Annotated in this window: 21 protein-coding genes; 7 read left to right on the top strand and 14 right to left on the bottom strand. The window is 74.2% G+C overall.

What is annotated here, in order from left to right; genetic code table 11:
• The first annotated feature begins 59 nt into the window (after nucleotides 1–59).
• Nucleotides 60–1,370, top strand: coding sequence for a sensor histidine kinase (locus tag ACWF41_RS01935; RefSeq protein ID WP_380321101.1), 1,311 nt, complete (start codon nucleotides 60–62; stop codon nucleotides 1,368–1,370).
• A 7-nt stretch (nucleotides 1,371–1,377) separates the two neighbouring features.
• Here ACWF41_RS01935 and ACWF41_RS01930 read toward each other — a convergent pair whose 3' ends face one another.
• The gene (locus tag ACWF41_RS01930) at nucleotides 1,378–2,202 is read right to left on the bottom strand and encodes an ornithine carbamoyltransferase (RefSeq protein ID WP_380321098.1); all 825 of its coding nucleotides are present in this window, start codon (nucleotides 2,200–2,202) and stop codon (nucleotides 1,378–1,380) included.
• Nucleotides 2,203–2,283: 81 nt separating this feature from the next.
• On the opposite strand from ACWF41_RS01930, the gene ACWF41_RS01925 reads away from it, so the two are divergent.
• Entirely contained in the window at nucleotides 2,284–2,991 is a 708-nt protein-coding gene (locus ACWF41_RS01925) for a response regulator (protein ID WP_380321094.1), read from the top strand.
• On the opposite strand, the gene ACWF41_RS01920 is transcribed toward ACWF41_RS01925, so the two are convergent.
• The 6 genes from ACWF41_RS01920 to ACWF41_RS01895 are packed head-to-tail and all read right to left on the bottom strand — an operon-like array spanning nucleotide 2,955 to nucleotide 8,436.
• Entirely contained in the window at nucleotides 2,955–3,461 is a 507-nt protein-coding gene (locus ACWF41_RS01920; RefSeq protein ID WP_380321091.1) for a VanZ family protein, read from the bottom strand. The two genes, ACWF41_RS01925 and ACWF41_RS01920, sit on opposite strands and share 37 nt — an antisense overlap.
• Before the next feature lie 25 nt (nucleotides 3,462–3,486).
• Nucleotides 3,487–4,029, bottom strand: a complete 543-nt coding sequence (locus tag ACWF41_RS01915) for a GNAT family N-acetyltransferase (protein WP_380321088.1) — start codon at nucleotides 4,027–4,029, stop codon at nucleotides 3,487–3,489.
• On the bottom strand, nucleotides 4,026–5,084 hold the full coding sequence (locus tag ACWF41_RS01910; RefSeq protein ID WP_380321085.1) for an App1 family protein: 1,059 nt from the start codon (nucleotides 5,082–5,084) through the stop codon (nucleotides 4,026–4,028). Before ACWF41_RS01910 ends, ACWF41_RS01915 begins: the two co-directional genes overlap by 4 nt.
• Before the next feature lie 16 nt (nucleotides 5,085–5,100).
• Nucleotides 5,101–6,030 (bottom strand): carbohydrate ABC transporter permease, encoded by a 930-nt coding sequence (locus ACWF41_RS01905; RefSeq protein WP_380321143.1) that lies wholly within the window; start codon nucleotides 6,028–6,030, stop codon nucleotides 5,101–5,103.
• A gap of 7 nt (nucleotides 6,031–6,037) precedes the next feature.
• Nucleotides 6,038–7,000 carry a carbohydrate ABC transporter permease gene (locus ACWF41_RS01900; RefSeq protein WP_380321082.1) on the bottom strand — a complete coding sequence of 321 codons (963 nt, stop codon included), beginning with the start codon at nucleotides 6,998–7,000 and terminating at the stop codon, nucleotides 6,038–6,040.
• A 17-nt stretch (nucleotides 7,001–7,017) separates the two neighbouring features.
• The gene (locus tag ACWF41_RS01895; protein WP_380321079.1) at nucleotides 7,018–8,436 is read right to left on the bottom strand and encodes an extracellular solute-binding protein; all 1,419 of its coding nucleotides are present in this window, start codon (nucleotides 8,434–8,436) and stop codon (nucleotides 7,018–7,020) included.
• A 113-nt stretch (nucleotides 8,437–8,549) separates the two neighbouring features.
• Here ACWF41_RS01895 and ACWF41_RS01890 point away from each other — a divergent pair, with 113 nt between their 5' ends.
• From ACWF41_RS01890 to ACWF41_RS01880, 3 genes are all read left to right on the top strand, one after another.
• On the top strand, nucleotides 8,550–9,650 hold the full coding sequence (locus ACWF41_RS01890; RefSeq protein ID WP_380321076.1) for a LacI family DNA-binding transcriptional regulator: 1,101 nt from the start codon (nucleotides 8,550–8,552) through the stop codon (nucleotides 9,648–9,650).
• 92 nt (nucleotides 9,651–9,742) lie between these two features.
• Nucleotides 9,743–11,611 (top strand): glycoside hydrolase family 2 protein, encoded by a 1,869-nt coding sequence (locus ACWF41_RS01885; RefSeq protein ID WP_380321072.1) that lies wholly within the window; start codon nucleotides 9,743–9,745, stop codon nucleotides 11,609–11,611.
• 152 nt (nucleotides 11,612–11,763) lie between these two features.
• Nucleotides 11,764–15,162, top strand: coding sequence for a GH92 family glycosyl hydrolase (locus ACWF41_RS01880; RefSeq protein WP_380323628.1), 3,399 nt, complete (start codon nucleotides 11,764–11,766; stop codon nucleotides 15,160–15,162).
• Between the two features lie 15 nt (nucleotides 15,163–15,177).
• On the opposite strand, the gene ACWF41_RS01875 is transcribed toward ACWF41_RS01880, so the two are convergent.
• The 3 genes from ACWF41_RS01875 to ACWF41_RS01865 are packed head-to-tail and all read right to left on the bottom strand — an operon-like array spanning nucleotide 15,178 to nucleotide 16,953.
• The gene (locus tag ACWF41_RS01875; RefSeq protein WP_380323625.1) at nucleotides 15,178–15,621 is read right to left on the bottom strand and encodes a hypothetical protein; all 444 of its coding nucleotides are present in this window, start codon (nucleotides 15,619–15,621) and stop codon (nucleotides 15,178–15,180) included.
• A 10-nt stretch (nucleotides 15,622–15,631) separates the two neighbouring features.
• Complete coding sequence (locus tag ACWF41_RS01870) at nucleotides 15,632–16,357, bottom strand: ZIP family metal transporter (protein ID WP_380323623.1); 726 nt, start codon at nucleotides 16,355–16,357, stop codon at nucleotides 15,632–15,634.
• Nucleotides 16,358–16,374: 17 nt separating this feature from the next.
• Nucleotides 16,375–16,953: a DNA-3-methyladenine glycosylase I gene (locus ACWF41_RS01865; RefSeq protein WP_380323620.1), complete on the bottom strand. Its 579-nt coding sequence runs from the start codon at nucleotides 16,951–16,953 to the stop codon at nucleotides 16,375–16,377.
• Nucleotides 16,954–17,158: 205 nt separating this feature from the next.
• Between ACWF41_RS01865 and ACWF41_RS01860 the strand changes: the two genes are divergently transcribed.
• A complete protein-coding gene (locus ACWF41_RS01860) occupies nucleotides 17,159–18,211 on the top strand; it encodes a LacI family DNA-binding transcriptional regulator (protein WP_380323617.1) in 1,053 nt (350 codons plus the stop codon).
• 19 nt (nucleotides 18,212–18,230) lie between these two features.
• On the opposite strand, the gene ACWF41_RS01855 is transcribed toward ACWF41_RS01860, so the two are convergent.
• The 4 genes from ACWF41_RS01855 to ACWF41_RS01840 all read right to left on the bottom strand — a co-directional run bounded on the left by ACWF41_RS01855 (nucleotide 18,231) and on the right by ACWF41_RS01840 (nucleotide 22,527).
• The gene (locus ACWF41_RS01855; RefSeq protein WP_380323613.1) at nucleotides 18,231–19,118 is read right to left on the bottom strand and encodes a carbohydrate ABC transporter permease; all 888 of its coding nucleotides are present in this window, start codon (nucleotides 19,116–19,118) and stop codon (nucleotides 18,231–18,233) included.
• Nucleotides 19,115–20,050 carry a carbohydrate ABC transporter permease gene (locus ACWF41_RS01850; RefSeq protein ID WP_380323610.1) on the bottom strand — a complete coding sequence of 312 codons (936 nt, stop codon included), beginning with the start codon at nucleotides 20,048–20,050 and terminating at the stop codon, nucleotides 19,115–19,117. Before ACWF41_RS01850 ends, ACWF41_RS01855 begins: the two co-directional genes overlap by 4 nt.
• A 7-nt stretch (nucleotides 20,051–20,057) precedes the next feature.
• The gene (locus tag ACWF41_RS01845) at nucleotides 20,058–21,350 is read right to left on the bottom strand and encodes an ABC transporter substrate-binding protein (RefSeq protein WP_380323607.1); all 1,293 of its coding nucleotides are present in this window, start codon (nucleotides 21,348–21,350) and stop codon (nucleotides 20,058–20,060) included.
• 82 nt (nucleotides 21,351–21,432) lie between these two features.
• Nucleotides 21,433–22,527, bottom strand: a complete 1,095-nt coding sequence (locus tag ACWF41_RS01840) for a hypothetical protein (RefSeq protein ID WP_380323604.1) — start codon at nucleotides 22,525–22,527, stop codon at nucleotides 21,433–21,435.
• Between the two features lie 227 nt (nucleotides 22,528–22,754).
• On the opposite strand from ACWF41_RS01840, the gene ACWF41_RS01835 reads away from it, so the two are divergent.
• Nucleotides 22,755–26,492, top strand: coding sequence for a S8 family serine peptidase (locus tag ACWF41_RS01835; protein ID WP_380323601.1), 3,738 nt, complete (start codon nucleotides 22,755–22,757; stop codon nucleotides 26,490–26,492).
• The last annotated feature ends 162 nt before the right edge of the window (nucleotides 26,493–26,654 follow it).

The following is a 26,654-nucleotide window of genomic DNA, read 5'->3' as shown; positions in this document are numbered from 1 at the left end:
TCGACGGGTCCCCCGGCCGGGTGAGGCGCGCCGCGGGCCGGCCAGGAAGACTGGTCGGCGTGACGGGGCGGACGACAGGCGGCGGGCGGCGCACCCTGCGGTGGGCGCTGTCTCCGCTGACCAGCGCGTCCACGGTGCGGGCGGGCGTGTACCTCGTCGTCGGGGGAGTCGTCGCGGGCGCGTACGCGCTGCTCGCCGCCGGGTTCGTGCAGATGTTCGCCGACCCCGCCACGCCCCGCGCCGCCGTCGCCGTGCTCGCCGCGGTGACCGCCGTCATCGTCGGCGCGCCGCCGTTCCTCGCGCCCGTGCGCGCGCTGGAGATCGCGGCCGTGCGGACGTTCCTCGACGTCGACGCCCGCGAGCTGCCCGACCCGTCCGGTCCGACGACGGTCGCGACGCGGTGGCGCGGGGCCGCGTGGTTCGCGCTGCACCTCGCCCTGGGCGCCGTGATCACCCTGGGCCTGCTGGTCGCGGTGCCGCTCGCGACGCAGCTGGTGCTGTCCGCGTTCGGCATCGACGAGTCGTTCCTGGTGCGGATGGCGCCGGCGTTCACCGCCCACGCCGCCGGGTGGGCGGCGCTCGCGGTGCTGGCGCTGCTCGCCCTCCCGTACGGCACGGCGCTCGCGCGCCGGCTGCTGCGGCAGTCGGCGGAGCCGCTGCTCGGCCCCGACCAGACGGCGCGCATCGCCGAGCTCGAGGCGCAGGCCGACCGGCTGGCCGAGCGCGGCCGGCTCGCGCGCGAGCTGCACGACTCCGTCGGCCACGCCCTCACCGTCACGACCCTCCAGGCGGCGGCCGCGTCGCGGCTCGTCGGATCCGACCCGGACGCGGCGCGGCGCTCCCTCGCCGCGATCGAGGAGTCCGGCCGCGCCGCGATGGCCGACCTCGACCACGTCCTCGGCCTGCTGCGCGCCCCCGACCGCGCCGACGACCGCACCGACGACCGCGCCGACGATGCCCGGGAGCCGCGCCGCGCGCCGGCCCGGTCTCTCGCCGACCTGCCCGCCTTGGTCGCCGACGCCCGGCACGCGGGCGCGGACGTGCGGCTCGACGTCGACGACGGCGCGGCGGCCGCGCTGCCCCGCGCGACCTCGCACGAGGCGTACCGCGTCGCGCAGGAGGCGCTCACCAACGCCGTCCGGCACGCGCCAGGACACCCCGTCACGGTGACCGTGATGCTCGACGGCGCGGCGCGGCGGCTCGACGTCGAGGTCGCGAACCCGCTGCCCTCCAGCCCGGACGGGCGGTCACGGCGCGGCGGCCGCGGCCTGCGCGGCATGGCCGAACGCGTCCGGCTGCTGCGCGGCGACCTCGACGCGGGGCCGCAGGACGGCCGCTGGGTGGTGCGGGCGCGGTTCCCCGTCGCGTGACCCGGCGCTATGCGCCGAGGCCGAGGCAGTGCGCCAGCACGGCCTGCTGCACGGGCAGCAGCGACGCCTTGAAGCCGTACCCGACGAATGGCCCGCCGGGGGCGACGGCGTCCGCGCTCACCTCGCGACCGCGGGTGAACGGCGGGCACGGGGCCAGGCGCACGCCGGGCCTCGCGAGGCGGAGCAGGTCCGCCGTGACCTGGTAGGGCGCGAGCGCGTCGGCGTGCTTCCCCACGCCGTCGGTCAGCACGACGTCGGCCCCCGTGACGGCGGCCTCGAGGTCGTCCGTCCAGGCGAGACCCGGGGCGCGCAGCGCGGCGGGGCAGCACTGCACGAGGTCGAGCCCGAGCACGCGGGCGATCTCGCCCCAGGCCCGGGCGATGTTGCCGTCCGCGCCGACGAAGACGAGGCGGAGGTCCCGCACGTCGCCGTCCTGCGCCAGGGCGTAGACGTCGGAGAGCACCTCGCACGGGTGGTTGGTGGACGTCATCGCGTTCACCACCGGCACGGGCCCGGCCGCGAGGCCGTCCAGGACGGCGAGGTCGGGGTGACGGACCACCAGGACGTCCGCCCAGCTGGCGAGGTACCCGGCGACGTCCGCGAGCTCTTCGGGCTTGTCCAGCGTCTCCGGCGGGAACAGCACGGGCTGGAGGCCCATCTGCGCCGCACCGCGCTCGAACGTCACCCGCGTGCGCAGGCTCGTGGGCGGGAAGAAGAGGACGGCGCACCCGTCCGTGCGTGGACCCCGCCCGGCCCGGTAGGCGTCCGTGAGGTCGAACACCGCCGCGACGTCGTCGGCCGTCCAGTCGTCGAGGCGTACGAGGGAGGTCACGGGACGTTTCTGCCAGACGCCGCGGCGTCGGAGGCGCGCCCGACCGGCCCGTGAGACGCCCGATGCGGCAGGATCGACGGCGTGACCGTGCCTGCCGACACCCACGCCCGCGCCGACGCCGTCCGCGCCGTCCGCGTCGTCCTCGTCGACGACGAGCCGCTGGTGCGCGCGGGGCTGCGCGTCATCCTCGACGCGGAGCCGGACCTGACGGTGGTCGGGGAGGCGGGCGACGGGTCCGAGGTGCCACAGGTGGTGGCGCAGGCGCGGCCGGACGTCGTGCTCATGGACGTGCGGATGCCGCGCGTGGACGGGATCGCGGCGACGCGGGCCGTCGTCGGGGCGGGCCGTCCGGGCGCGCCGGCGCCGCGCGTCCTCGTGCTCACGACGTTCGAGAACGACGACCACGTGCTCGACGCCCTGCACGCCGGGGCGCAGGGCTTCCTGCTGAAGCGGGCACGCCCGGAGGAGGTCGCGGACGCGGTGCGGCTCGTGGCGCGCGGGGACTCGCTGCTGTTCCCCGACGCGGTGCGGCGGCTCGTCGCGGCACGGGGGAGCGCCACGGACGGCGACGCGCTGCGCGACGCGCGGCTCACCGAGCGCGAGGGCGAGGTGCTGCGGCTGATGGCCGCCGGCCTGTCGAACGCGGAGATCGCGGGGGAGCTGTACCTCGGCGTCGAGACCGTGCGCACGCACGTGGGGAACGTGCTGGCCAAGCTCGGCGTGCGCGACCGCACCCAGGCGGTGGTGCGCGCCTACGAGTCGGGGTTCGTCCCGGTCCAGCGACCCTGAGACCGCCGCCACCGCACGACGGCGACCCAGGCCAGGCCCGCGCCGAGGGCGGCCCCGATCGTGTTGGACAGCCAGTCGTCGGTGTCGCACGACCGTCCGAGCGCCGGCACGAGCGCCTGGACCAGCTCGACGAGCGCCGACACGACCGTCCCTCCGGCGAACGCGAGCAGCGGCCGACGGAGCGCGACGCCGGCGAGGAAGACGGGCGCCACGAAGAGGACGACGTTGGCGAGCAGCTCGACGCGGCCCGGCGTCGGCAGCGACCAGCCCACCGTGCACCGCGCGAACAGCTCGCGGTCCACGGGCACCATGGTCAGCAGGAGCACCGGCACGAGGGACGCAGCGCACAGGGCCCAGGCCGCGCGACGGCGCGCGACGAGCCACGGGCCGAGCGCCAGACCCCCGGCCACGAGGACGGCCAGCGCCGCCGGGGACAGCCACGGGTGCGCGACGAGGAGGGTCGAGATCACGGGCCCAGTATCCCGGCGCTCGTGGCTAGTGCGCGGGCGGCTCCAGCGGCACCCGATAGCGCACCACCCCTGGGTGCGGGTGGTCCACGACACGGCCGCCGACCTTCTCGATCAGACCGGCCGACGCGGCGTTGCCCTCCTCGCACACGAGGTCGGCGTGGTCCATCCCGTGCTGCGTGGCGGCCCCCTCCAGCACGCGCGCGAGCGCCCACGCCGCGTGCCCCTGCCCGCGGGCCCCGGGCCTGATGCCGTAGCCGACGTGCCCGTGGCGGTCGGCGTCCGGGTGGTCGGGGTGGCGCAGGGCGATGCCGCCGACGACGTCGGCAGCGCCGTCCTCGCCCACGACGACGATCCACCAGAGCGTCGCCGCCTGCGCGGAGCGCGCCCGCCCCACCCAGTCCGCGAATCCCGTCACGGACGCGACGTCGTCGTCGGGGCCGATGCCGAACCCGTCCTCGTGGAGGCCGGGCCCCCAGTCGTCGTGGCCGGCGTGCCACTGGCGTGCGAGGCCGGTCGTGGGCGGCACGAGGCGGCGCTCCGGCGCGGGAGGCCGCGTGTCCGAGATCATGTGCGGGCGTCCCAGAGTCCCGCCAGCCGGGCGGCGAGCTCCGCCCCGTCGGCGCCGTGCACGAGCGGGGCGTCCGGCTCCGGCCGTCCCCGTGAGGGCCGCACGCGGGCTCGGGCGACCTGCCGGACGGCGATCGCCACCACCCGCCCGGGCCAACGCGCGGACGCGCGCACGTACACGTCCTCGTCGAGCTGGCCGGCGTCGCCCACCAGCAGCCACCGCACGTCGGGGAAGGTGGTCATGAGGCGGTCCAGGCTGTCGCCCTTGTGCTGCGGGCCGCTGCGGAACCAGCCGGTCTGCGTGGGGCCCCAGTCCGTGAGCAGCAGCGGGCCCGGCGGGAAGCCGTGCCGGCCGAGGAAGCGGGACAGCGTGCCCGCGGTGTTCCACGCGCCGTTGGAGAGGTAGACGAACGGCGCGTCGGGGCGGTCGGCCGCGATCCGCCCGTACAGCTCCGCCATCCCCGGCACGGGGCGGCGCGCGCTCGCCCGGGTGACGAACGTGTTCCACGCCGCGACGAACGGGCGCGGCACGACCGTGACCATCGCCGTGTCGTCGATGTCGCTCACGACGCCGAACGTCGCGCCGTCGTCGACCACGACGACGGGGGCCGCGGCGCCGGCCCCGGTGCGGAGGGCGGTCAGGGTGGCGTCGTGCCGGCCCGCGCCCAGGGGCGCGGCCTCGGGGAGCGGCACCTCGACGTCGACGTAGCCGGCGCGGTCCGTCTCGACGACGACGTCCGCCCCGCCCACGACGACGCGCACCCGCTCGCCGGGCGCCGGCATCGTGAGGTAGCTGCGCAGGGGACGCCGGTCGGGGTGCCGCACGCCGGACAGCGGGCCCGACGCCCGCGACGGCGGCACCAGGAGCACGCGGGCGAGGACGCGCACCGAGCGGGGCGAGCCGTACCCGGTGTACGGGAGCAGCCGCGGCACCCAGCCCCGACGACGCAGGAACGCCCCCGCCACCGCGCACCACCGGTCCTCGAGCACCGCGGCCACGTGGGGCCGCTGCGTGGGTCGAGGGGTGGCGTGCTGCGTGGCGGGGGCGTCCGGCATGCCCCGATCGTCCCTGCTACTGGCCGCCCATGCCCGTCGTGGCGACGCCCTGCACGATGCGCCGCTGGAACAGCATGAACACGACGAGCAGCGGCAGCGCGGCGATCATCGCCGACGCCATGTTCTGCGCGTACTGCACGCCGTAGGCGTTCTTCACGGTCGACAGGCCGACGGGCAGGGTCATGAACTGCGGGTCGGTGGTGACGATGAAGGGCCACAGGAAGTTGTTCCACGCGCCGATGAACACGAAGATCGCGACGGCCACGAGGATCGACTTCGACAGCGGCAGCACGATCGTCCAGAAGAGCCGCCACGTGCCGGCGCCGTCGATCCGGGCGGCGTCGAGGAGCTCGGCGGGGATCGCGTCGAAGAACCGCTTGAGGATGAACACCATCACGGGCGCCACGACCTGCGGCAGCACGATGCCGGCGAACGTGTCGACCAGCCCCATGGCCTGCATCTGCTTGAACAGCGGCACGATGAGGATCTGGCCGGGCATCATGATCGACGCGACGGTGAGGAACTGCAGCAGGCCGCGGCCCTTGAACACCGTCTGCGAGAAAGCGAACGCCGCCATCGCGGAGATGAGCACGGTCAGCGCTGTCACCAGGATGGCGACCACGAAGCTGTTCCACATCCAGCCCAGCAGCTCGCTGTTGCCGAGCACCTGGCGGTAGGCGTCGAGCGTCCAGCCCTGGGTGGGCCACCACGACGCGGGCAGCGCGGCCTCGGCCTCGTGCTTGAAGCTGGTGACGGCGCCCCACGCGAGCGGCAGCAGCCACAGGACGGCCATGACGACGAGGGCGGCCAGCGCGGCGACCCGCACCCACGGGGACGGCCCGATCGTCAGCTTGGTGAGGGTGCGGTTCTCGGCCCGTGCCTGCTGCCGGTTCGACCGGCGCGCGGCGACCAGCGTGGAGACGGAACCCTGGGTGGACTCGGCGATGGCCACGTCAGGCCTCCTTCTTCGTCGGCAGGAGCCGGACCAGCGTGAACACGAGGATCAGGGCGAAGAACACGTACGAGATGGCCGACGCGTACCCGAGGCGGTAGTTCGTGAAGCCCGTGTCGTAGACGTACTCGAGGATCGGGCGGGTGCTGCCGTTGGGGCCGCCGCCGGTGAGCAGGTAGATCTGGTCGAACACCTTGAGGGACGCGAGCAGCTGCAGCACCACGATGACGCCGGTGATGGTCTTCATCTGCGGCAGCGTGATGGAGAACAGCCGCCGCCAGCCGCCGGCGCCGTCGATCGTCGCCGCCTCGTACTGCTGCTGCGGGATGCCCTGCAGCGCGGCCAGGTACAGCAGGAAGTTGAACCCGACCGTCCACCAGACGGTGACGAGCGCGATGGAGAACATCGCGACGTTCTCGTCGGTGAGCCACCCGACCGGGCCGAGGCCCAGCTTGGAGACCCAGACGTCGAGCAGGCCGATCTCGGGCTGGAACAGCCAGCTCGCCAGCGACGACACGACGGCGCTGGTCAGCAGGAACGGCGCGAAGAACGACATCCGCCACACCCACTGGCCGGGCAGGCCGGTGTGCACCAGCAGGGCCATGAGGAGCGCCACGATGATGAGCGGCACGGTGCTGAGCACCGTGAACCACACCGTGTGCAGCAGCGTCTGCCACACCTGCGGGTCGCTGAAGGCCTCGGCGTAGTTGTCGAAGCCGATGAACGAGCTCTCCGTCGAGGTGAGGCTCTGGTCGGTGAAGCTCATCCACAGGCCGTAGATCGTCGGCCACAGCAGGAAGAGCCCGGTCGCCACCGCGAACGGGGCGACGAACAGGTACCCGGAGCGGTCCTGCGCGCGGAGCGAGTGGCTCACGGCGCGGGTGCCGGTGCGGGGACGGGTGCCCGTGGTGCGCCGGGAGGGGCGCGCGACGGGGGCGCTGAGTGACGTGCTCGAGGCGGTCATCGTCGTCCTCTCTCGGATCAGGCGGGGCTCGGCTGCGAGAGGAAGCGGTTCATCTCGCTGAGCATGCGGTCGACGGCGGCCTGGGGGGACGCCTTGCCGGACAGGGTGTCGGTCATGGAGTCGCCCATGCGCGCCTGGAAGTCGCTGCCGCCGCCCGTGAACCAGGCGTTCGGGTCGAAGACGGCGATCTCGGCGGCGGGCGCGTAGTCGCGCTGCGGCACCAGGGCCTGGTACTCGGACGTCTTGACGACGGGCTGGTAGGCCGGGATGTGGCCGGCGGACGCCCAGGTGAGGCCCTCCTTGAGAAGGCCCGCGAGGACGCGGTACGTGGCCTCCCGCTTGGCCGGGTCGGCGTGGGCCTGCTTCGGCAGGACGAACGAGTGCGAGTCGGCGTAGTTGGCCGGTGTGTCGAAGATCGTCGGGAACGGCGTGCCGCCGACGTCGGGGATCGCGCCCTGGAACATCGGGAGGTCCCACTCGCCGGAGAACATCAGCCCGGTGCGCTTCGACATGAACCGTCCGGAGGCGGCGCCGCCGTCCTGGTTCTTGGCAGCGACCTTGCCGTCGATCATCGCCTGGAGGAACTCGAAGACCTCCACCGCGGCCTGCTCGTCGATCTCGGCGGGCTTGCCCGGCGTGAGGTCGTAGCCGCCGCCGTTCTGGTTGTAGAGGCCCCAGAACATCCGCCAGCAGCCGGCGGAGTCGCGCAGGTAGCCCCACGAGACGCCCGTCTCGCCCGTGACCTCGGCCATCGCGCGGCCGGCGTCGAGGAAGGCGTCGGCACCGGGCGCGATGGCCAGCTTGCCGTCGGCGTCCAGGAGGCCGGCCTTCCCGGAGATCTCCGGGTTGTTGAAGGCGATGTACGGGTGCGTGTCGAGCGGCAGCGCGTACAGCTGGCCGTCGAACTGCGCCTTCTCCCACACCGCGGGCGCGAAGTCGTCCTGCGTGATGCCGAGGTCGGCGAGCGCGTCCAGGTCGAACGGCTCCAGCAGGCCGCCGGGCGCATACCCCGCGAGGCGCGACATGTGCATCACCGCGGCCTCGGGCGGACGGCCGCCCGACGACGCCATCGCGAGCTTCGTGTAGTACGGCGCGCCCCAGGCGAGGGTGGTGGAGTCCACGGAGATGTCGGGGTTGTCGCCCGCGACCGCGCCGACCATCTTCTGCATGAGGGCCCCGTCGCCGCCCGAGAACAGGTCCCAGACCATCACCGACGTGCGGCCCGAGCCCGACGCCGACGGCGTCGCGCACCCGGACAGGGCACCGCCGAGCGCGATACCGCCGGCCCCGACGAGCGCGGCCTGGAGCAGGCCGCGGCGGCTCCATCGCGGGACGTCGTCCGCGGGGCCGCCCGTGCCGGGCCGGGTGCGTCGCGCGGACGCGTGGCTCTGCCACGCTCCTCCCGGCGACGCTGAACTGCGCTGCATGGTCTTCATCGACCCTCCTTGGTGCAACGTTGCGCTCCAACGTGGGACCACGATGGACTAGGGCGGGCGACCCGTCAAGAGAGCCAGCGAGGTTCATCACGGGCCGCCGGAGGGAGGCGTGGATGTCGGGACTCGAGGACGGCAACGAGCGCGCGGGCACCGTTGCCCGGGGCCGCGCGTCGGGCCGGGTGGGGATCAAGGACGTCGCCGCGGAGGCGGGCGTCTCGTGGAAGACGGTGTCGAACGTGGTCAACGGCACCGGGCGGGTCGGCGACGACACGCGGGCGCGCGTCGAGGAGGTCATCGCGACCCTCGGCTACCGCCCCAACCTCGCCGGGCGGCAGCTGCGCCGGGGGCGCACCAACACGCTCGCGCTCGCGGTGCCGTGGGTGCACTCGCCGTACTTCTCGCTGCTGGCGCACATCGTCATCGACGTCGCGGGGCAGCGGGGCTACCGGGTCCTCATCGAGGAGACGCGCACCGAGCGGGACGCGGAGCTGCAGGTGGCGCGCGGGTTCCAGGTGCACTCCATCGACGGCATCATCTTCTCGCCCCTCGCGCTCGGCCCCGCCGAGATCGCCGAGGTGCGCGGCGAGACGCCCATGGTGCTGCTCGGCGAGCGGGACGACCCCGGCCACGACCGGCGGTGGCGCACCGACCACGTGAGCATCGACAACGTCCTCGCGGCACGCGAGGTGACCGAGCACCTGCTGGCCACGGGCCGCCGGCTGGCGTTCGTCGGCGCGGAGTCGGAGGCGGACCGCTCGGGCACGCCGCGGCTCCAGGGCTTCCGGGAGGCGCACGAGGCCAGGGGCCTGGAGGTGGACCCGCGCTGGATCCTCCCCGTGGTGCAGTTCTCCCGGCCGGCGGGCGTGGCGGCGGTGGAGGCGGTGCTCCCTCGCATCGGCGAGGTCGGCGGCCTCGTCTGCGCCAACGACGAGCTCGCCCTCGGCGCCCTGCACGCGCTGCGCCTCAACGGCGTGCGGGTGCCCGAGGACGTCGCGGTCACCGGGTGGGACAACATCGAGGACGGGCGGTACTCCAACCCCGCGCTGACCACCGTGGCGCCGGACCTCGAGTCCATCGCGGCGGCGGCCGTGGACCGGGTGATCGCGCAGGTCGAGCGTCGTGCGGACGGCGCCGGGAAGGGCGACGTGGACGTCGTCGTGCCCCACCGGCTCCTGGTGCGCGAGAGCAGCCGGGTGGTGCCCGCCGACGACTGAGCCGTACCAATCGCTGATTCAACGTTGCATCTTTTCGGGTTCCGCTGTTGAATCGGCGGCGCACTGTCATCCACGCGCAACGGAGCTCAACGATGTCCGTCCTCGATCGACTCGACCCTCCCTCCGCCCCCACCGGCGGCGAGATCCCCCGCCCCGAGTACCCGCGCCCGCAGGTCGTGCGCGACCGCTGGCTCAACCTCAACGGATCGTGGGGGTTCGAGATCGACCCCGGCGACTCCGGGCTCGAGCGCGGCCTGCGCGAGCGGGCGCTCGACGGCACCATCACCGTGCCGTTCGCCCCCGAGTCCGAGCTGTCCGGGGTGGAGAACACCGACTTCCTCGAGGCGGTCTGGTACCGCCGCGAGGTGACCGTCCCCGCCGACTGGGCGGACGTCGCCGGGGCCGACACCCACGTGCTGCTGCACTTCGGCGCCGTCGACCACGACGCGACCGTGTGGGTGGACGGCACCGAGGTGGCCCGCCACCGCGGCGGGTTCACGCCCTTCACCGCCGACCTGTTCGGCGTCGCGGCGCCCGGGGACACGGTGACCGTCGTCGTGCGGGCCCGCGACCACCGCGGCATCCCGCAGGCGCGGGGCAAGCAGTCCGGCCTGTACGCCAACAAGGACTGCCACTACACGCGCACCACCGGCATCTGGCAGACCGTGTGGATGGAGCCGGTGCCCGGCGCCGCCCTGCGCCGCCCCCGCATCACGCCCGACCTCGCCGCCCGCGCCCTCGACGTGCGCGTGCCGCTCACGCAGAACCGCCGCGGCCACCACGTGGTCGTGACGGTGACCGACGCGGACGGCGTCGTCGCCACCGAGTCGACGCGCGCCGACCTGGACCTCGCGCCGTCGGTGCGCGTCGTCATCCCCGCCGACCGCGTGCGCCCGTGGTCCACGCAGGACCCGCACCTGTACGGCGTCGAGGTGGAGCTGCACGACGGCTCGGGCGACGTCGTCGACGCCGTGCGCTCGTACGCGGGCCTGCGGTCCGTGGCGATCGAGGGCAAGGCGATCCGCATCAACGGGGAGCCCGTCTTCCAGCGCCTCGTGCTCGACCAGGGCTACTGGCCCGAGTCGCTCATGACGGCGCCGAGCGACGCCGCCCTGCTACGCGACGTCGAGCTGGGCCTCGAGGCGGGATTCAACGGCGCCCGCCTGCACCAGAAGGTGTTCGAGGAGCGCTACCTGTACCACGCGGACCGCCTCGGCTACCTCGTGTGGGGCGAGTTCGGCGACTGGGGCTCCGGCGACTTCGGCCGCAAGGACGACCACCAGAAGCCGACGACGTCGTACGTCGCCGAGTGGCTGGAGGCCCTCGAGCGGGACTTCTCCCACCCGTCGATCATCGGCTGGTGCCCGCTGAACGAGACCCACCAGCTGCTGCACGACCGGATCACGCAGCTCGACGACGTCACGCGCGCCATGTTCCTGGCGACGAAGCTCGCGGACCCGTCGCGCCCCGTGCTCGACGCGAGCGGCTACTCGCACCGGGTGCTCGAGACGGACGTGTGGGACTCCCACCACTACGAGCAGGAGCCGGAGGCGTTCGCCCGCGACATGGCCGGGCTGAAGGACGGCAAGCCGTACGCGAACGACTACCCCGAGGGCCCGATCTCGCTGCCCTACAAGGGTCAGCCCTACTTCTGCAGCGAGTACGGCGGCATCTGGTGGAACCCGGAGGAGGCCGCGAAGGCCGCCGGCGACGACCGCAGCGAGTCGTGGGGCTACGGCCAGCGCGTGGCCGACGAGGAGGAGTTCCACGCCCGGTTCGCCGGCCTCACCGACGCCCTGCTCGACGACCCGCTGATGTTCGGCTACTGCTACACGCAGCTCACGGACGTGTTCCAGGAGCAGAACGGCGTCTACCGCTTCGACCGCTCCGAGAAGCTCGACGTCGACCGGGTGCGCGCGGTGCAGGTGCGCCCCGCCGCCTTCGAGAAGGACGCCGACTGACGCGCCGCGTCATCCCGACGTAGCGACACTTCCACGCCGGGAGTGCCGAACAGGCAGTTGACACCGTATTGAGGGCCTGGGGGTCCCCAATACGGTGTCAACTGCCTGTTCGGCACTCGGCCCCGCCGGCAGCAGCCCCCACAGGAGACCCGATGACGCACCCCTCCTCGTTCGTGACCTCGTTCGCGACGTCCTTCGAGCCCGGCGACCCCGCGCCGCTGCCGACCCCGCGCCACGGCCCGCTCGTCGCGAAGGTGGGGGACGGCCCCGCGGACGGCGCCACCCACAAGCACCGTGCCGGGTTCACCGGCCTGCACGCGCTGGGCTTCGCGGGGCTTCGCGAGGAGCCCGGACCGGTGACGCACGTGCTGTTCCGGGACCTCGGGATCGAGGTGGGCCCGCGCACCCGGCTGAGCTACGTCGTGCTTCCGGACCTGCGCGGCGACCTGCGGTACCCGTCCACGTACGTCGCGCTCGACCTGGCGTTCACCGACGGCACGTACCTCTCCGACCTGCCCGCCACCGACGCCCATGGCACCCGGGCCACGGCCCGCGCCCAGGGCGACGGCAAGATCCTCTACGCCGACCAGTGGAACTCCGTGCGGATCGACGTCGGCGCCGTCGCCGCCGGGCGCACCGTGGACGCCGTCCTGCTGCGCTGCGACCCGCCGGACGACATGGCCGACGCCGCGTTCTCCGGCTGGGTGGACGACGTCGCCCTCGTCGCGGAGCCCGCCGTCGTCGGCGGCAGGGGGCCGGTGGACCTGGTCGACTGGGTCGACACCCGCCGCGGCACGATGTCGAGCGGCCAGTTCTCGCGCGGCAACAACGCGCCCGCCACGGCCGTGCCGAACGGGTTCACGCTCTGGGTGCCGATGACCGACGCCGCCTCGCAGCGCTGGCTGTACGAGTACCACCGGGCCAACGACCATCTCAACCGGCCCGTGCTCCAGGGCTTCGGCGTCTCACACCAGCCCAGCCCGTGGATGGGGGACCGCAACCAGCTCGTCGTGCAGCCGGCCGCGGGGCCCGGGGTCCCGACGGCCGCGCTGGGCGCCCGCGGCCTGCCGTTCGACCACGCCGACGAGACGGCCCGCCCCGACCTGTACGCCGTGACCTTCGCGGACGGCCTCACCCTCGCCGCCGCGCCCACCGACCACGGCGGGGTGCTGCGGTTCGGCTTCCCGGCGGGCATCCCGGGCGGCACCGGGCACGTGCTGCTCGACACCGTCACCACCGCCGCCGGCGCGGCCCGCCTCACCGCGCACCCCGACGGCACGGTGACGGGCTGGGTCGACGACGGCAGCCCGCTGTCCGTGGGCCGCTCGCGCATGTTCGTGGCGGGCGTCTTCGACCAGATTCCCGTCGCGGTGGGCGCCGCCGCGGGCGACCGGCGGCACGCCCGGTTCGCGAGCTTCGACACGTCCGGGGAAGGGAGCGTCGTCGAGCTGCGCCTCGCGACGTCGTACCTGAGCCTCGACCAGGCGCGCCGCGCTCTGGACCAGGAGCTCGCCGGGCGCACGTTCGCCGAGGTCCAGGACGCCGCCCGGGCGCTGTGGCAGGAGCGGCTCGGCGTCGTCGAGGTGGTTGGCGCCACCGACGACCAGCGCGTCACCCTGTACTCCAACCTCTACCGCCTGCACCTGTACCCGACGTCGCACACCGAGAACGCGGGCACCGTCGAGGCGCCCGTGCGCCGCCACGCCAGTCCGGTCGCGCCGCCCGTCGGGCCGAGCACCGACACGGTCACGGGGGCCGCCGTCGTGGACGGGCCGATGATGGTCAACCACGGGTTCTGGGACACCTACCGCACCGCCTGGCCGGCGCTCGCGCTGCTGCACCCGGGGCTCACCGCTGAGCTCGCCGACGGGTTCGTACAGCAGTACCGCGACGGCGGCTGGGTCTCGCGCTGGTCGTCGCCCGGGTACGCCGACCTCATGACCGGCACCAGCTCGGACGTCGCGTTCGCCGACGCGTACCTCAAGGGCGCGCTGCCCACGGCGCTGGCCCTCGACGCCTACGACGCCGCGCTGAAGAACGCCACCGTCGCGCCCCCGCACGACGCCGTCGGCCGCAAGGGGCTGGAGACCTCCGCCTTCCTCGGCTTCACGCCCGCGACCACCCACGAGTCGGTGTCCTGGGGGCTCGAGGGGTGCCTCAACGACTTCGGCATCGGCACGATGGCGGCGGCGCTCGCGGAGGACCCGGCCACCCCGGACCACCGGCGCGCGGACCTGCGCGAGGAGTCCGCCTACCTGCTGGACCGCGCCGCCCAGTACGGGGCGCTGTTCGATCCGGAGGTCGCCTTCTTCCGGGCGCGCGGCGCGGACGGCGCGTTCACGCCAGCGGCGGGGCACTTCGACCCCGACGACTGGGGCGGGCCGTTCACCGAGACGAACGCCTGGAACTTCGCGTTCCACGCGCCGCACGACCCGCGCGGGCTGGCCAACCTCTACGGTGGCCCGGCGGGCCTGGAGGCGCGGCTCGACGAGTTCTTCTCCCGGCCCGAGGACGGCACCCACGTGGGCGGGTACGGGCAGGTCATCCACGAGATGACGGAGGCCCGCGACGTGCGGCTCGGGATGTGGGGCGTGAGCAACCAGCCCTCGCACCACGTGCCCTGGCTCTACACGGCCGTGGGCGCGCCCGCCAAGGCCCACCGGATCCTGCGGGAGGCGCTGCGTCGCCTCTTCGTCGGCAGCGAGATCGGCCAGGGGTACCCCGGCGACGAGGACAACGGCGAGATGTCGGCCTGGTGGCTGCTCGCCGCCATCGGCCTCTACCCGCTGCAGGTGGGCTCCCCGCGGTACGCCGTGGGGTCGCCGCTGTTCGACGAGGTCACGATCCACCGGCCCGACGGCGACCTCGTGGTCCGCACCGTGGGGAACTCGGTCGAGAACGTCCACGTGCAGTCGCTGACCGTGGGCGGGGTGCCGCGCGACGCGGCCTGGCTGGATCACGCCGACCTCGTCGGTGGCGTCACCGTCGAGCTGGTCATGGGGCCCGAGCCGTCCGCCTGGGGCACGGGCCCCGACGACGCGCCGCCGTCGCTCACCAGCGGCGACGCCCCGCCCGCCCCGCTGACCGACGTCACGCGCGCCGGCACGGTGCGGGTCGACGACCAGTTCCTGGACGACGACGCGCCCGCCGGCGGGGCGACCGACAGCGGTGCCCGGCGGGCCGCCGAGCTCCTCGTCGACGACACGTCGGCCACCGCGGCGGCGTTCGCGTCCCGCACGCCGGTCGTCACGTGGACGGCGCCGGCGGGGGAGCGGCCCGAGGTGCTGCGGTACACGCTCACCTCCGGCCCGGGCGGCGCCGCCCCCGCGGCCTGGCGGCTCGAGGGCTCCGACGACGCGGGTGCCACGTGGGCCGTGCTCGACGAGCGGTCCGGCCAGACGTTCCGGTGGGCGCGGCAGACGCGTCCGTTCACCGTCGCGCGGCCGGGGGCGTACGGCGCGCTGCGGCTGGTGGTGACCGAGGCCGCCGGCCAGGGGCCGCTCACGCTCGCGCAGGTGGAGCTGCTCGCCTCGCGGCCGGAGGCCCCGTAGTCCGGGCTACCTGTCCTAGGCGGTGGCCGGGACCGTGATGGCGACCGTCGCCTCCGAGGGGCCGGGGCACGGCCCCGGTGACACCTCGTGCCACCGCGGCTCGGCCGACTCCTTGGCGAGGATCGCTTCGTCGGCGAGCACGCGGACCACGACCTCGTCCGGGGTGCCGGTCAGCGCGAACGACCAGGTGTGATCGTCGTCGGCCGCGGTCACGGTCCCCGTGGGCGAGCTGGACTCGTCGACCCCGGGGCCGGGGCTGCACCAAGTGTCGGTGCACACCTGGACGAGGTCGACCTGCGTCAGGTCGCCGTCGAGCGCGACCTCGAGGGTGTCGAAGTAACCCACCGCGGGGCAGTCGACTCCGGCGGACGAGCACGCGGCCAGCCCGGTCGCACCGACCAGCGCCAGGGCGGCCCAGGGCGCCGCGCGGCGTCGCGCCGGAGCGGGGGAGACCACCATGGCGGCGACCCTAGCCCAGGGCCGACAGGCCGAACGCGGTGGCGAACCCGAGCACGGTGACCAGCCCCGTCACCGGCCCGCCGAACTCCGTGGCCTCGGGGATCATCGTGTCCACGAGCATGGTGAGCAGCGCGCCCGCGGCGAACGACTGCACGACGGCGATGGTCGCCGGGTCGGCGGTGCCGAGCGCCGCGTACCCGACGCCTGCGGCCAGCGCGGAGACCAGCGTGGTGCCGCCCCACAGCAGGGCGAGTCGGGCGGTCGACGTGCCGGCCTGCCGCAGCCCGACCGTGGCGGACATCGCCTCCGGCAGGTTGGAGATGAACACGGCGGCGAGCACCGCGACGCTCACCCCGCCGCCGCCGACCAGCGTGGAGCCGAGCACCACCGACTCCGGGATGCCGTCGAGCACCGTGCCCAGCGCGATCGCACCGCCCGACCCCTCCGCCTGCACGCCCGTGGACCGCTTGCGGTCGCGCCCGCCGCGCCGGTCGATGAGCAGGTCGCCCACGAAGAACGTCAGCGCACCGGCGGCCAGCCCCGCGAGGAGCACCCACCCGCTCGCGGACCGGGACGCGTCCTCCACCAGGTCGTAGGCGACCGCGCTGATGAGGACGCCCGCGCCGAACGCCATGATCAGGCCCGTGAGCCGCCGGCTCGGCGTGCGCCACAGCACCAGGGCGGCGCCGATCAGCAGCGACGAGCTGCCCAGCAGTCCCCACCAGAACCCCAGCACCCCACCATTCGACCAGGTCAGGCCGCGACGTGCCCGACGACGACGGGGCAGGTCGCGAGGTGGTCGTCCACCAGGCCGCACGCCTGCATGGCCGCGTACGCCGTCGTCGGCCCGAAGAAGCGGAAGCCCTCCTTCTTGAGCGCCTTCGCCAGGGCGACCGACTCGGGCGTGCTGGCGGGCACCACGTCCCACGCGCCGAGCCGCTGCGAGCGCGGCGCGGGAGCGAACGACCAGAACAGCTCGTCGAGCGTGCGCCCGTCGTCGTGCAGCGCGAGCACGGCCCGCGCGTTGCCGATCGTGGCCTCGATCTTCTGGCGGTTGCGGATGATGCGTGCGTCGCCGAGCAGCCGCTCCACGTCGTCGGGGCCGAGCGCCGCCACGCGCTCGGGCTCGAAGTCGAGGAACACCTCCCGGAACGCGGGCCGCTTGCGCAGCACGGTGATCCAGGACAGGCCGGACTGGAACCCCTCCAGCGCGATCCGCTCCAGCAGGGCGGCCTCGCCGTGCACCGGCACGCCCCACTCGGTGTCGTGGTACGCCTCGTACAGGGGGTCGCCGTCGCCGAAGCACCGTGCGGCGGGGGTGGTCGTCGTCATGCACCCAGGGTGCCCGCCGGCCCCGACACACGTGGGCGGCGCCCCCAAGGGTGCGGCCTGGGGGCAGGCTCCCACGCCCGGAGCCGTCGCCCGACGTCCTCGGCGGAACGGGTGAACCCGGCCCAGGTGCGGCCAGATGGTCTGCCGCGGCGCCGGTTCTCGATATCGTCGTCGCCACGATCGTCCGCTGCTGTCGGGAGAACAGATGACGCAGGGCACCTCCACGCTCGAGCCCGGCCCCCGCCGCGGCCGCCGCCCCACGCTCGCGGCGGTCGCCGAGCGCGCCGGGGTCAGCCTCAAGACGGCCTCGCGCGTGCTCAACGCGGAGCCCAACGTGGCCGCCGGCACCCGCGAACGCGTCCAGGCCGCCGCCCACGAGCTCGGGTTCCGGCGCAACGCCGCCGCGGCCGACCTCGCCCGCGGCGGGGCGGCCCGCCTGGTCGGCTTCGTCACCGGCGACCTCGCCAACCCGTTCTACTCGGCGCTCGCGAGCGGCATCGAGCGGGAGCTGCGCGGGCAGGGGCTGCAGCTCCTCACCGCGAGCAGCGACGAGGACCCGGACCGCGAACGTCAGCTCACCGACGAGCTGGTCGAGCGGCGGGTGGGCGCGCTGCTGCTTACCCCCACCTCGGGCGATCACGCCGCGCTGCGCGAGGAGCAGGCGGAGGGGCTGCCGGTCGTCCTCGTGGACCGCCCGGCGCCCGACGTCGACGCGGACACGGTGGTCATCGACAACGGCGGCGGGGTGCGCGCGGCCGTGCGGCACCTGCTGGCGCACGGGCACCGCCGGATCGGCCTGGTCGGCGACGAGTCGCGGCTGTGGACGTTCCGGGAGCGCCGCGACGCGTTCGTCGCGGCGCTGGCCGAGGCGGGCGTCGTCGAGCCGGAGCGGTACGTGCGGGACGGCGCGCACGACGCGGCCGTCGCCGGCGCGCTCGTCGCCGACCTGCTGGCGCTCGACGAGCCGCCCACCGCCCTCGTGACCGCCAACAACAAGATCACCGTGGGGGCGCTGCACGCCCTCCGCGCCCGGTCGCGCGCGGGCGGCGCGGCGGTCGCCCTCGTCGGCTTCGACGACTTCGAGCTCGCCGACCTGCTGGGCGTGACGGTGGTGGGCTACGACGCGGTCGAGATGGGGCGGCGGGCGGCGTCCCTCGCCCTGGAGCGGGCGGCCGACCCTGCGCGCGCCGCGCAGGTCGTCGTCGTGCCCACGCACCTCGTGCCGCGCGGCAGCGGCGAGGTGCCCCCGGCCTCCTGACGGCGGCCGGGGGCGTGCCTCAGCCCTTCACGGACCCCGACATGAGCCCGCCCATGAAGTAGCGGCCCAGCAGCACGTACACGAGCAGCGTGGGCAGCGACGCGAACAGGGCGCCGGCCATGGAGACGCCGTAGTCCTGCAGCAGGGCGCCGTTGGCGAGGTTGTTGAGCGCCAGGGTGACCGGGCCGTTCTGGCTGGAGGAGAAGAAGACGGCGAACAGGAAGTCGTTCCACGCCGACGTGAACTGCCAGATGAGCACGACGACGAAGCTCGGGATCGAGATGGGCAGCACGATCCACGCGTACGTGCGGAGCATCCCCGCCCCGTCGACGCGCGCCGCCTCGATCAGCTCGTTCGGCACCGTCATGTAGTAGTTGCGGAAGATCAGCGTCGTGATCGGGATGCCGTAGACGACGTGCAGCAGGATCAGCGACGGGATGCCGCTGGGCACGCCGAGGCCGAGCACCAGCTGGTTCAGCGGGATCATCACGGCCTGGTACGGGATGAACATGCCGAACAGGATCAGCGTGAACACGAGGTCCGCACCGGGGAAGCGCCAGCGCGACAGCACGAACCCGTTGAGCGACCCGAGGAACGCGGAGATGAGCGCCGCGGGCACCACCATCTGCACCGTGCGGCCGATGGCGGGCGCGAGCGTGGACCAGGCCGTCTCCCAGTTGGCGGTGGTCCACACCTGCGGCAGGTTCCACGCGCGGGTGGGCGCGGCGTCGCCGGGACCCTTGAAGCTCGTCACGAGCAGCACGTACACGGGAACCAGCACCACGAGGACGAAGAACAGGAGCACCAGGTAGCGCAGCGTGCGGCCGACGGTGAAGCGACCCCGCGGCGTGGCGTGCCGGCCGAGGTCGACGGGGCGCCCGGCCTCCTCCTCGATGACGGCGGTCATCGCTTGCCCTGCCGGTGCGTGTGCACGAGGTACGGCACGATGACGATCGCCACGATGACCAGCAGGATCGTGCCGACGGCGGCCGCGTTGGCGTAGTCGAACGCGGACTTGAACACGTACATGTCCACGGCGGGCACCTTGGTCTGGTAGTTCGCCGGCTTCGAGATCGACATGATGAGGTCGAACGCCTTGAGCGACATGTGGCCGATGATGATGAGCGCGGACAGGGCGATCGGCGACAGCTGCGGGAAGAGCACGTGCCGGTAGAGCTTCCACTCGCTGGCGCCGTCCACGCGGGCGGCCTCGCGCAGCTCCACGGGGATGCCGCGGAAGCCGGCGAGGAACAGCGCCATCACGTACCCGGACAGCTGCCAGATCGCGGGGATCGCGATGGCGACGATGCCCACGGAGACGTTGTTCCACCAGTTGTTCTGCAGCGCGTCCAGCCCGATCATCTGGAACAGCCGGTTGAGGCCGGACGCCTGCTCGTCCTGGTTGGAGTTGAGCAGCCACCGCCACACCACGCCCGAGGCGATGAACGAGACCGCCATCGGGAACAGGTAGATCGACCGGAAGAACCCCTCCCCGCGCAGCGGCTTGTCGAGCAGCCAGGCCCAGACGAAGCCGATCAGCATCGTGCCGACGAGGAAGACCACCGTGTACAGCACGAGGTTGGTCAGCGAGTGCTGGAACTCCTCGCTGCCGAGCAGGTCGAGGTAGTTGCGGAACCACACGACGACCGTCGGGGCCTGGCCGGTGGCCTGGGCGGCCGTGTGGTTGTCGGTGGCGGAGGTGCGGGCGTTCGCCACGATCAGGCCGTAGACGAACACCCCCACCAGGATCAGCGAGGGCAGCAGCAGGAGGAGGGGTGCGCCGGCGCGGCGGACCGCGCGGCGCACCCCCGACCGCCCGGTGCGCACGGGGGACGGCATCCGGCGCTCAGCCGGCGTTGGCGGCCGCGAGCTCCGACTGGAAGCCGGCGAGGTCGGACGCCCCCGAGGTGAACTTGCTGGTGGCGTCGGTGATGGCCGTCAGCGTGGCTACCGGGACGGCGGCGCCGTGCGCCAGCGACGACACGATGGTGTCGCTCTTGAACGACTCCGCCGCGTCCTGCTGGTACTTCCCGAAGCTGGCCATGTCGATGTCGGTGCGCGCCGGGATGGACCCCTTGGCCTTGTTGAACGCCTCCTGGCCCTCGGCGGAGCCGACGGTCTCGAGCCACGCCTTCGCCCCGTCGGGGTGCGGCGCGCCCACGGGCAGCGTGAACGAGTCGGCGAGGAAGTCGAAGACGCCGTCCGTCCCCGGCACCGGGAACGCGGAGTAGTCGGTGCCGAGCTCCTTCTTCTGCTCCTCGTAGGAGGCCTCGGCCCAGTCGCCCATCACGGTGAACGCGGCCTTGCCGTCGATCACGAGCTGCTGCGACTCCGGCCAGTCCAGGCCGTCGCGGTCGGTGTTGGTGTAGCCCATGAGCTTCTGGAAGTCCTGCAGCGCCGCGGTGACCTCGGCGCCCTTCCAGTCGGTGGAGCCGTCCCACAGGCCGGAGTAGCCGTCGGCGCCCAGGTCGGCCAGCAGCACGGTCTCGAGCAGCTGCACCTGGGTCCACGCCTGCGCGACGGCGAGCGGCGTGACGCCCGCCTTCTTCAGCGTGTCCATATCCTTCATCCACGACGCGAGGTCGGTGTACGTGGCGTCCGGGTCGATGCCGTTGTCGGTCAGCACCTTCCGGTTGGACCACACCACGTTGGCGCGGTGGATGTTCGACGGGATCGAGTAGATCTTGCCGTCGGAGGCCGTCAGCCGGTCCATGAGGTCGGGCGGGAAGACGTCCGTGAGCCCGAACTCGTCGTACAGGCTCGTGACGTCCTGGATCTGCGCCGCGTCGATGTAGTCCTGCAGCTCGGCGCCCGCGTGGGCCTGGAACGTGTCCGGCGGGTCCTGTGCCTGGAGCCGGGTCTGCAGCAGGTCCTTCGCCTGCGAGCCCGCGCCGCCGGCCACGGCGCCGTTGACGAACTTCACGTCCGGGTGCTGCTCGTCGAACACCTTCACCAGCGCGTCGAGGCCGGCCTTCTCGGACCCGGCGGCCCACCAGGTGAAGACCTCCACCTCGTCGCCGCCGGAGCCCCCGCTGCCCCCGCTGTTCGGCTCGTTGCCGCCGCCGCCGCACGCGGCCACGGTCAGCGCCACCGCGGCCGCGACCGCGGCGACCACAGAAGTCCTCGGAGCTCCTCGCATGTGTCTCACTCCTACGCCCTCGTGCCGGCGCGCGTCGTTGCACGTCGGCTCCACTCATCGCACGGCCGCGGTGGCAGCGGTGTCAAGGCGTCGGCTCGAGTTTCGCCCAATCGTGACCTGGTTCGATGCCCGGGGCGGTGCCCCAGCCGGCCCGCGCGGCGTGCCAGCCGAGCTGCACGCGGGTCCGGACGCCGGCGCGGTCCATCAGCTCGCGCACGCGCCGCTGCACCGTGCGCAGCGAGACGCCGAGCTGGTGCGCTGCGGCCTCGTCGGTCTGGCCGGCGAGCAGGAGGGAGAGCAGGCGGGCGTCGACGTCGTCCGCGGCGCCGCTCCCCGGAGCGGCGGACGCGCCGTGCAGGACGACGGGGGCCGCCGTCGTCCACAGGGTCTCGAAGAGCGCGACCAGCCCGGTGAGCAGCGCGCTCGGGCGCACGAGGATCGCGGCGGCCGACGCACGCTCGGGGTCCGCGAGGACGGGCAGGAACGCGAGCTCGCGGTCGACGACGATCATGCGCAGCGGCACGGACTCGGCCACCCGGGCCTCCTCGCCGGCGGCGAGCGACTCGGCGAAGGCGTCGAGGCCGCCGGGGAACGTCTCGAGCATGGGGCGCTCGAGCAGCGCCCGGTACCGGATGCCGCGGGCCACGAGCTCGCCCTCCACGTGGTTCTGGTCGGCGCTGGTCACGGCCACGGGGTGCTGCACGAGCGCCAGCACCTCGCGCCGTGCCCCCGCCTGCACGCGCCCGAACCAGCGCGCGACGGCGTCCGCGCCGCGCACGACCTGCACCACCTCGCCGGCCCCGTCCCCGCCGACGCCCGCCAGCCGGTACATCTCCTCCAGGACGTCCAGCTCGGCCTGCGCGCGGCGCACCGCCTCCTCGCGGGCGGCGACGACGGCGCCCAGGGTGACCGACGGCGGCGCGGCGGCGAAACGCCGGCCCGGCGCCCCGGGCGACGCGGCGAGCGGGGTGGCGAACCCCCGCGCGGCGAGGTCCTCCAGCCGCTCCGCCGCGTCGTCGACGGGGACGTCGAGGGCGGTCGCGACGGCTGCCGCGTCCGACGTCGGCGTCGCCACGAGCACCCGGTAGGCGGCCAGCAGCGCCGCGGGGAGCCCGGCGACGTCGCTCAGCAGGTCGGCCCCCAGGTCGGCCCCGTCGCCCGTCGTCGTCCGCGTCATCGGTCCCCCTGCCCGTCCGGGCCCGGGCGGGCCCTCGTGGGGGCCATCGTCGTGGCTGCCCCGGGGCCCGGCGGACCGCCACGCCGGGATGCGGTTTCCTGTCATGGCGTAGATCCGCCACCCGTGGTCGTTGTGCCGGGTCAACGGTGATGACACCGTCTCCCACACCGACAGTGCCGTCACCGTTGCCGCCACTCAGGTCGGCTCGACGCAAAAGGGGCCCCACCATGCGACCACCCGTCCGTGCCGGTCTAGCCGCCACCGCTGTCAGCGCCCTGCTGGCCGCCGGCGCCGCACCGGCCCTCGCCGGACCAGCCACCGACCCGGGCGCCGCCACACCGGCGTCCGCCACCCCGACCACCTCCGCCGCGCCCGGGGGCGCGACCGCCACGCTCACGCTCGTCACCGGCGACGTCGTGCACGTGGCCACGACCGGCGACGGCCGGCCCGCCGTCACGGTCGAGCCCGCCGCCGGCGCCACCGAGCCGGCCCAGACCTTCGAGGTGGGCGACGACCTGTACGTGGTGCCCGCCGCCGCGCAGCCGTACCTCGCGTCGGGCGCGCTGGACCGAGAGCTGTTCAACGTCACCGGGCTCGTCGCGGACGGCTACGACGACGAGGCGGCCATCCCCGTCATCGCGCAGTACGACCGCAAGGCCCGCAAGGCGGCCGCCGCTGCCCCGCGGGGCAGCGAGAAGGTGCTCGAGCTGACGTCGATCGGCGGGGCGGCGCTGCGCACCGACACCGACGACGCGGCCACCTTCTGGGGCGCGATCACCGCCGCCCCGACCCCGTCCGCCCGCTCGGCCGCCGCGCCGGGCACGTTCGCCGGCGGCATCGCCAAGCTCTGGCTCGACGGCCGCGCCGAGGCGACCCTCGACGTCAGCGTGCCGCTGGTCGGCGCCCCCGAGGCGTGGGCCGCCGGGCACGACGGCGAGGGTGCCACCGTGGCCGTGCTGGACACCGGCGTCGACGCCGCGCACCCCGACCTCGCCGACGTCGTCACGACCACCGAGTCGTTCGTCCCCGGCGAGACCGTCAAGGACGTGCACGGCCACGGCACGCACGTCGCGTCGACCGTCGCCGGCTCGGGCGCGGCGGACGGGGCCGTGCACCGCGGCGTCGCGCCCGGCGCCGACGTCGCCGTCGGCAAGGTGCTGAGCGACGACGGCTTCGGCCTGGACTCGTGGATCATCGCCGGCATGGAGTGGGCGTCGCGCGACGTCGACGCCGACGTCGTGAGCATGAGCCTCGGCGACGACTCGCGGCACGACCAGACCGACCCGGTGGCGCAGGCCGTCAACAACCTCACCGAGGAGACCGACGCGCTGTTCGTCATCGCGGCGGGCAACGCCGGCGGCGAGGGCACCGTGAGCAGCCCGGGCACCGCCGACGCCGCGCTCACCGTCGCGGCGACGGACGACCAGGACGAGATCGCGTACTTCTCCTCCCGCGGGCCCCGCGGCCTGGACGACGGCCTCAAGCCGGACCTCGCCGCGCCGGGCGTGGACATCACGGCCGCGCGGTCGCAGTACGCGGCGGGCGAGGGCCCGTACCAGACGATGAGCGGCACCTCGATGGCGACGCCGCACGTCGCCGGCGCGGCCGCCATCCTCGCTGCGGCATACCCCGACTGGGACGCGGCGCGGATCAAGGACGCGCTCATGTCGTCGGCCGTGGGGCTCGCCGGGTACACCCCGTACGAGGTCGGCACCGGCCGCCTCGACGTGCCCGCCGCGCTGGACGGCGTCGACGCCACCGGCTCGGTGCACTTCGGGCGGGTGGCCTGGGGCGACGGCGACCCCGAGCCGCAGACCCGCACCATCACCTACGCGAACGACACCGACGCCGACGTCGCGCTCGACCTGGCGTCCACCACCACCGGGCCCGACGGCGCCGTCGACCTGGTGCGCCTGAGCGCGACGCACGTCGTCGTGCCGGCGCACGGCACCGTGTCCGTGGACGCGACGGCGTCGTTCGCCGACGCGACCGCCGCCGGGAAGTACACCGGCCAGGTCGTGGCGACCACCGCCGACGGCGCCGTCGCGGCGCGCACGGCCACCGGCCTCACCCGCGAGACGGAGCACTACGACCTCGACGTCACCGTGCTCGGCCCCGACGGCGAGCCCGTCGCGGCGGAGGTCTCGCTGTACCGGTACGGGACGCAGTGGATCACCCCGCTCGTCACCGACCCGGAGACGGGGGCGACGCCCACCCAGCGCGTCGAGCCCGGGGAGTTCACCGCTCTCACGAGCATCCGGTACGCCGACACCGACGGCACCGACCGGCTGTACTGGCTCGCGGACCCGCAGGTCACCGTCGCCGACGGCGACGTCCGTGTGGTGCTCGACGCCCGCGACGCGAACCCGGTGGAGCTCGACACGCCGCGGGCCAGCGCCGACTTCGACGGCCGCGTGCAGTGGTTCCACGACTCCGGCATCGGCGGCGACTTCGCCACGTTCTCCGCTTCCGTCGGGATGGTCCCCGGCGCGGAGGTCTGGGTCAACGAGACCGGCGACGTCGCCGGCGGGGACTTCCAGCTCACCAGCCGGTGGTCTCGCACGGCGCCGCTGCTGTCGCTGCAGGCCAGGACGCCGAGGCCGGCCGCCCTCGCGCCCGTCTACCAGGCGGGCAGCGCGCGCCTCGACGGCAAGGTCGACCTCGAGGTCGTGACGGCGGGGACGGGCACCCCCGACGAGATCGCCGCGGTGGCCGCGCAGGGCAAGGCCCTGGTCGTGACCAACGACCCCGACGTCGCGCCCTGGGACCGTGCCGCGGCGGCCGACGCCGCCGGCGCCGCGCTGCTCGTGGTCGTGAACGACGGGCCGGGCGTGCTGTACGACCCGGCCGGCGGCACCGACGTGCCGGTCGTCTCCCTCACCGCCGACGAGGGCGGGCGCCTGCTCGCCGGGGCCGCCGGGAAGGGCGCCCGCCTGACCGGCGACGGCGTCGAGTTCCCCGACTACTCCTACGACGTCGTGAAGACGTGGGAGGGCTCGGTGCCCGCGGACCTGAGCGTCGCGCCGCGGGAGAAGGACCTCGCGCAGGTCACCGACCGGCTGGCCGACCCCGACCCGCGCCTGACGTTCGTCAGCCGCTACGACTGCCCGGAGTACAGCCTGGGCTGCCTCGGGGTCACGCAGCCGCGCATGTCCGGCGACGAGCAGCTCGTGTACATCTCGCCGGTGGGCGAGGAGCAGGGCTGGTACGCCACGGCCACGTCGACCAACGGGTGGGAGGTGCGGGACGACCAGCGCCGGTACGCGGCCGGCTCGCGCACCACGATCGACTGGTTCGGCGTCACCGCGCCCCACCAGGGTCCCGGCTACTGGAAGTCGAAGGCGAACGGGGAGTTCTTCCAGCTCAACGTGCCCCCGGCGTCGAGCACCGGCGAGCTGACCGGCGGGTTCGGCGACGACCAGCCGGTCACCTCCCGGCTGTTCCAGGACGGCACGCTGGTGCGCGAGATGTCCGGCCAGGCGATCCAGCGCGAGGTACCCGTCGTCGAGGGGACGCACACGTACCGCTTCGAGCAGGACACGGCGCTCGACCCGGCGGCGTGGGCCTACTCCAGCCGCACCTCGACGGTCTGGACGTTCCAGGCCGACCAGGCGGCGCTGGACGGCTCGCCCCTGCCGATCGTGTCGCTCGGGTACGACGTCGCGGGCCGGGACCTGTCGGGCGCCGTCCGGCGGAACAAGCCGGTCCGGGTGGACGTCACCGCGGCCCTGCCGCCGGAGGGCGCCGTCGGGGCGGGCACCGTCACCGGCGTCGCCGTCGAGGTGTCGTTCGACGAGGGCGCCACGTGGCGGTCCGTGGCGGCGAAGCCGTCGGGCGAGGGCCGCTGGACGGTCACGTTCGACGCGCCGAAGGGTGCCACGTCCGTCTCGCTGCGCACGGCGGCGCAGGACGACGCGGGCAGCTCCGTCACCCAGGAGGTCGTGAAGGCGTTCGGCCTGCGCTGACCTGAGCGCACGACCGACGACGCAGCGGGTTCTCCCCCTCCCCCCTCGGGGAGAGGGGAAGACACTCCCTTTTTTCCCGACGGGTGTTTGCAAAAGTGTCCGGTCCCTCCCCACCCTTTTCCTCCCCCCCCAACTTTTTGAGGAACCCCCCTTCCTTTACGC

Source organism: Isoptericola sp. NPDC055063 (assembly GCF_053608125.1).
Note: the sequence above shows the minus strand (reverse complement) of the source record. Positions and strands in the feature narration are given on the sequence as shown.

Bases quoted from the DNA above. Each gene is read 5' to 3' on its own strand.
- ACWF41_RS01915 (WP_380321088.1), bottom strand. From the start codon at position 4,029: ATGATCTCGGACACGCGGCCTCCCGCGCCGGAGCGCCGCCTCGTGCCG.
- ACWF41_RS01910 (WP_380321085.1), bottom strand. From the start codon at position 5,084: ATGCCGGACGCCCCCGCCACGCAGCACGCCACCCCTCGACCCACGCAG.
- ACWF41_RS01900 (WP_380321082.1), bottom strand. From the start codon at position 7,000: ATGACCGCCTCGAGCACGTCACTCAGCGCCCCCGTCGCGCGCCCCTCC.
- ACWF41_RS01895 (WP_380321079.1), bottom strand. From the start codon at position 8,436: ATGAAGACCATGCAGCGCAGTTCAGCGTCGCCGGGAGGAGCGTGGCAG.
- ACWF41_RS01890 (WP_380321076.1), top strand. From the start codon at position 8,550: ATGTCGGGACTCGAGGACGGCAACGAGCGCGCGGGCACCGTTGCCCGG.
- ACWF41_RS01885 (WP_380321072.1), top strand. From the start codon at position 9,743: ATGTCCGTCCTCGATCGACTCGACCCTCCCTCCGCCCCCACCGGCGGC.
- ACWF41_RS01880 (WP_380323628.1), top strand. From the start codon at position 11,764: ATGACGCACCCCTCCTCGTTCGTGACCTCGTTCGCGACGTCCTTCGAG.
- ACWF41_RS01875 (WP_380323625.1), bottom strand. From the start codon at position 15,621: ATGGTGGTCTCCCCCGCTCCGGCGCGACGCCGCGCGGCGCCCTGGGCC.
- ACWF41_RS01865 (WP_380323620.1), bottom strand. From the start codon at position 16,953: ATGACGACGACCACCCCCGCCGCACGGTGCTTCGGCGACGGCGACCCC.
- ACWF41_RS01860 (WP_380323617.1), top strand. From the start codon at position 17,159: ATGACGCAGGGCACCTCCACGCTCGAGCCCGGCCCCCGCCGCGGCCGC.
- ACWF41_RS01855 (WP_380323613.1), bottom strand. From the start codon at position 19,118: ATGACCGCCGTCATCGAGGAGGAGGCCGGGCGCCCCGTCGACCTCGGC.
- ACWF41_RS01850 (WP_380323610.1), bottom strand. From the start codon at position 20,050: ATGCCGTCCCCCGTGCGCACCGGGCGGTCGGGGGTGCGCCGCGCGGTC.
- ACWF41_RS01845 (WP_380323607.1), bottom strand. From the start codon at position 21,350: ATGCGAGGAGCTCCGAGGACTTCTGTGGTCGCCGCGGTCGCGGCCGCG.
- ACWF41_RS01840 (WP_380323604.1), bottom strand. From the start codon at position 22,527: ATGACGCGGACGACGACGGGCGACGGGGCCGACCTGGGGGCCGACCTG.
- ACWF41_RS01835 (WP_380323601.1), top strand. From the start codon at position 22,755: ATGCGACCACCCGTCCGTGCCGGTCTAGCCGCCACCGCTGTCAGCGCC.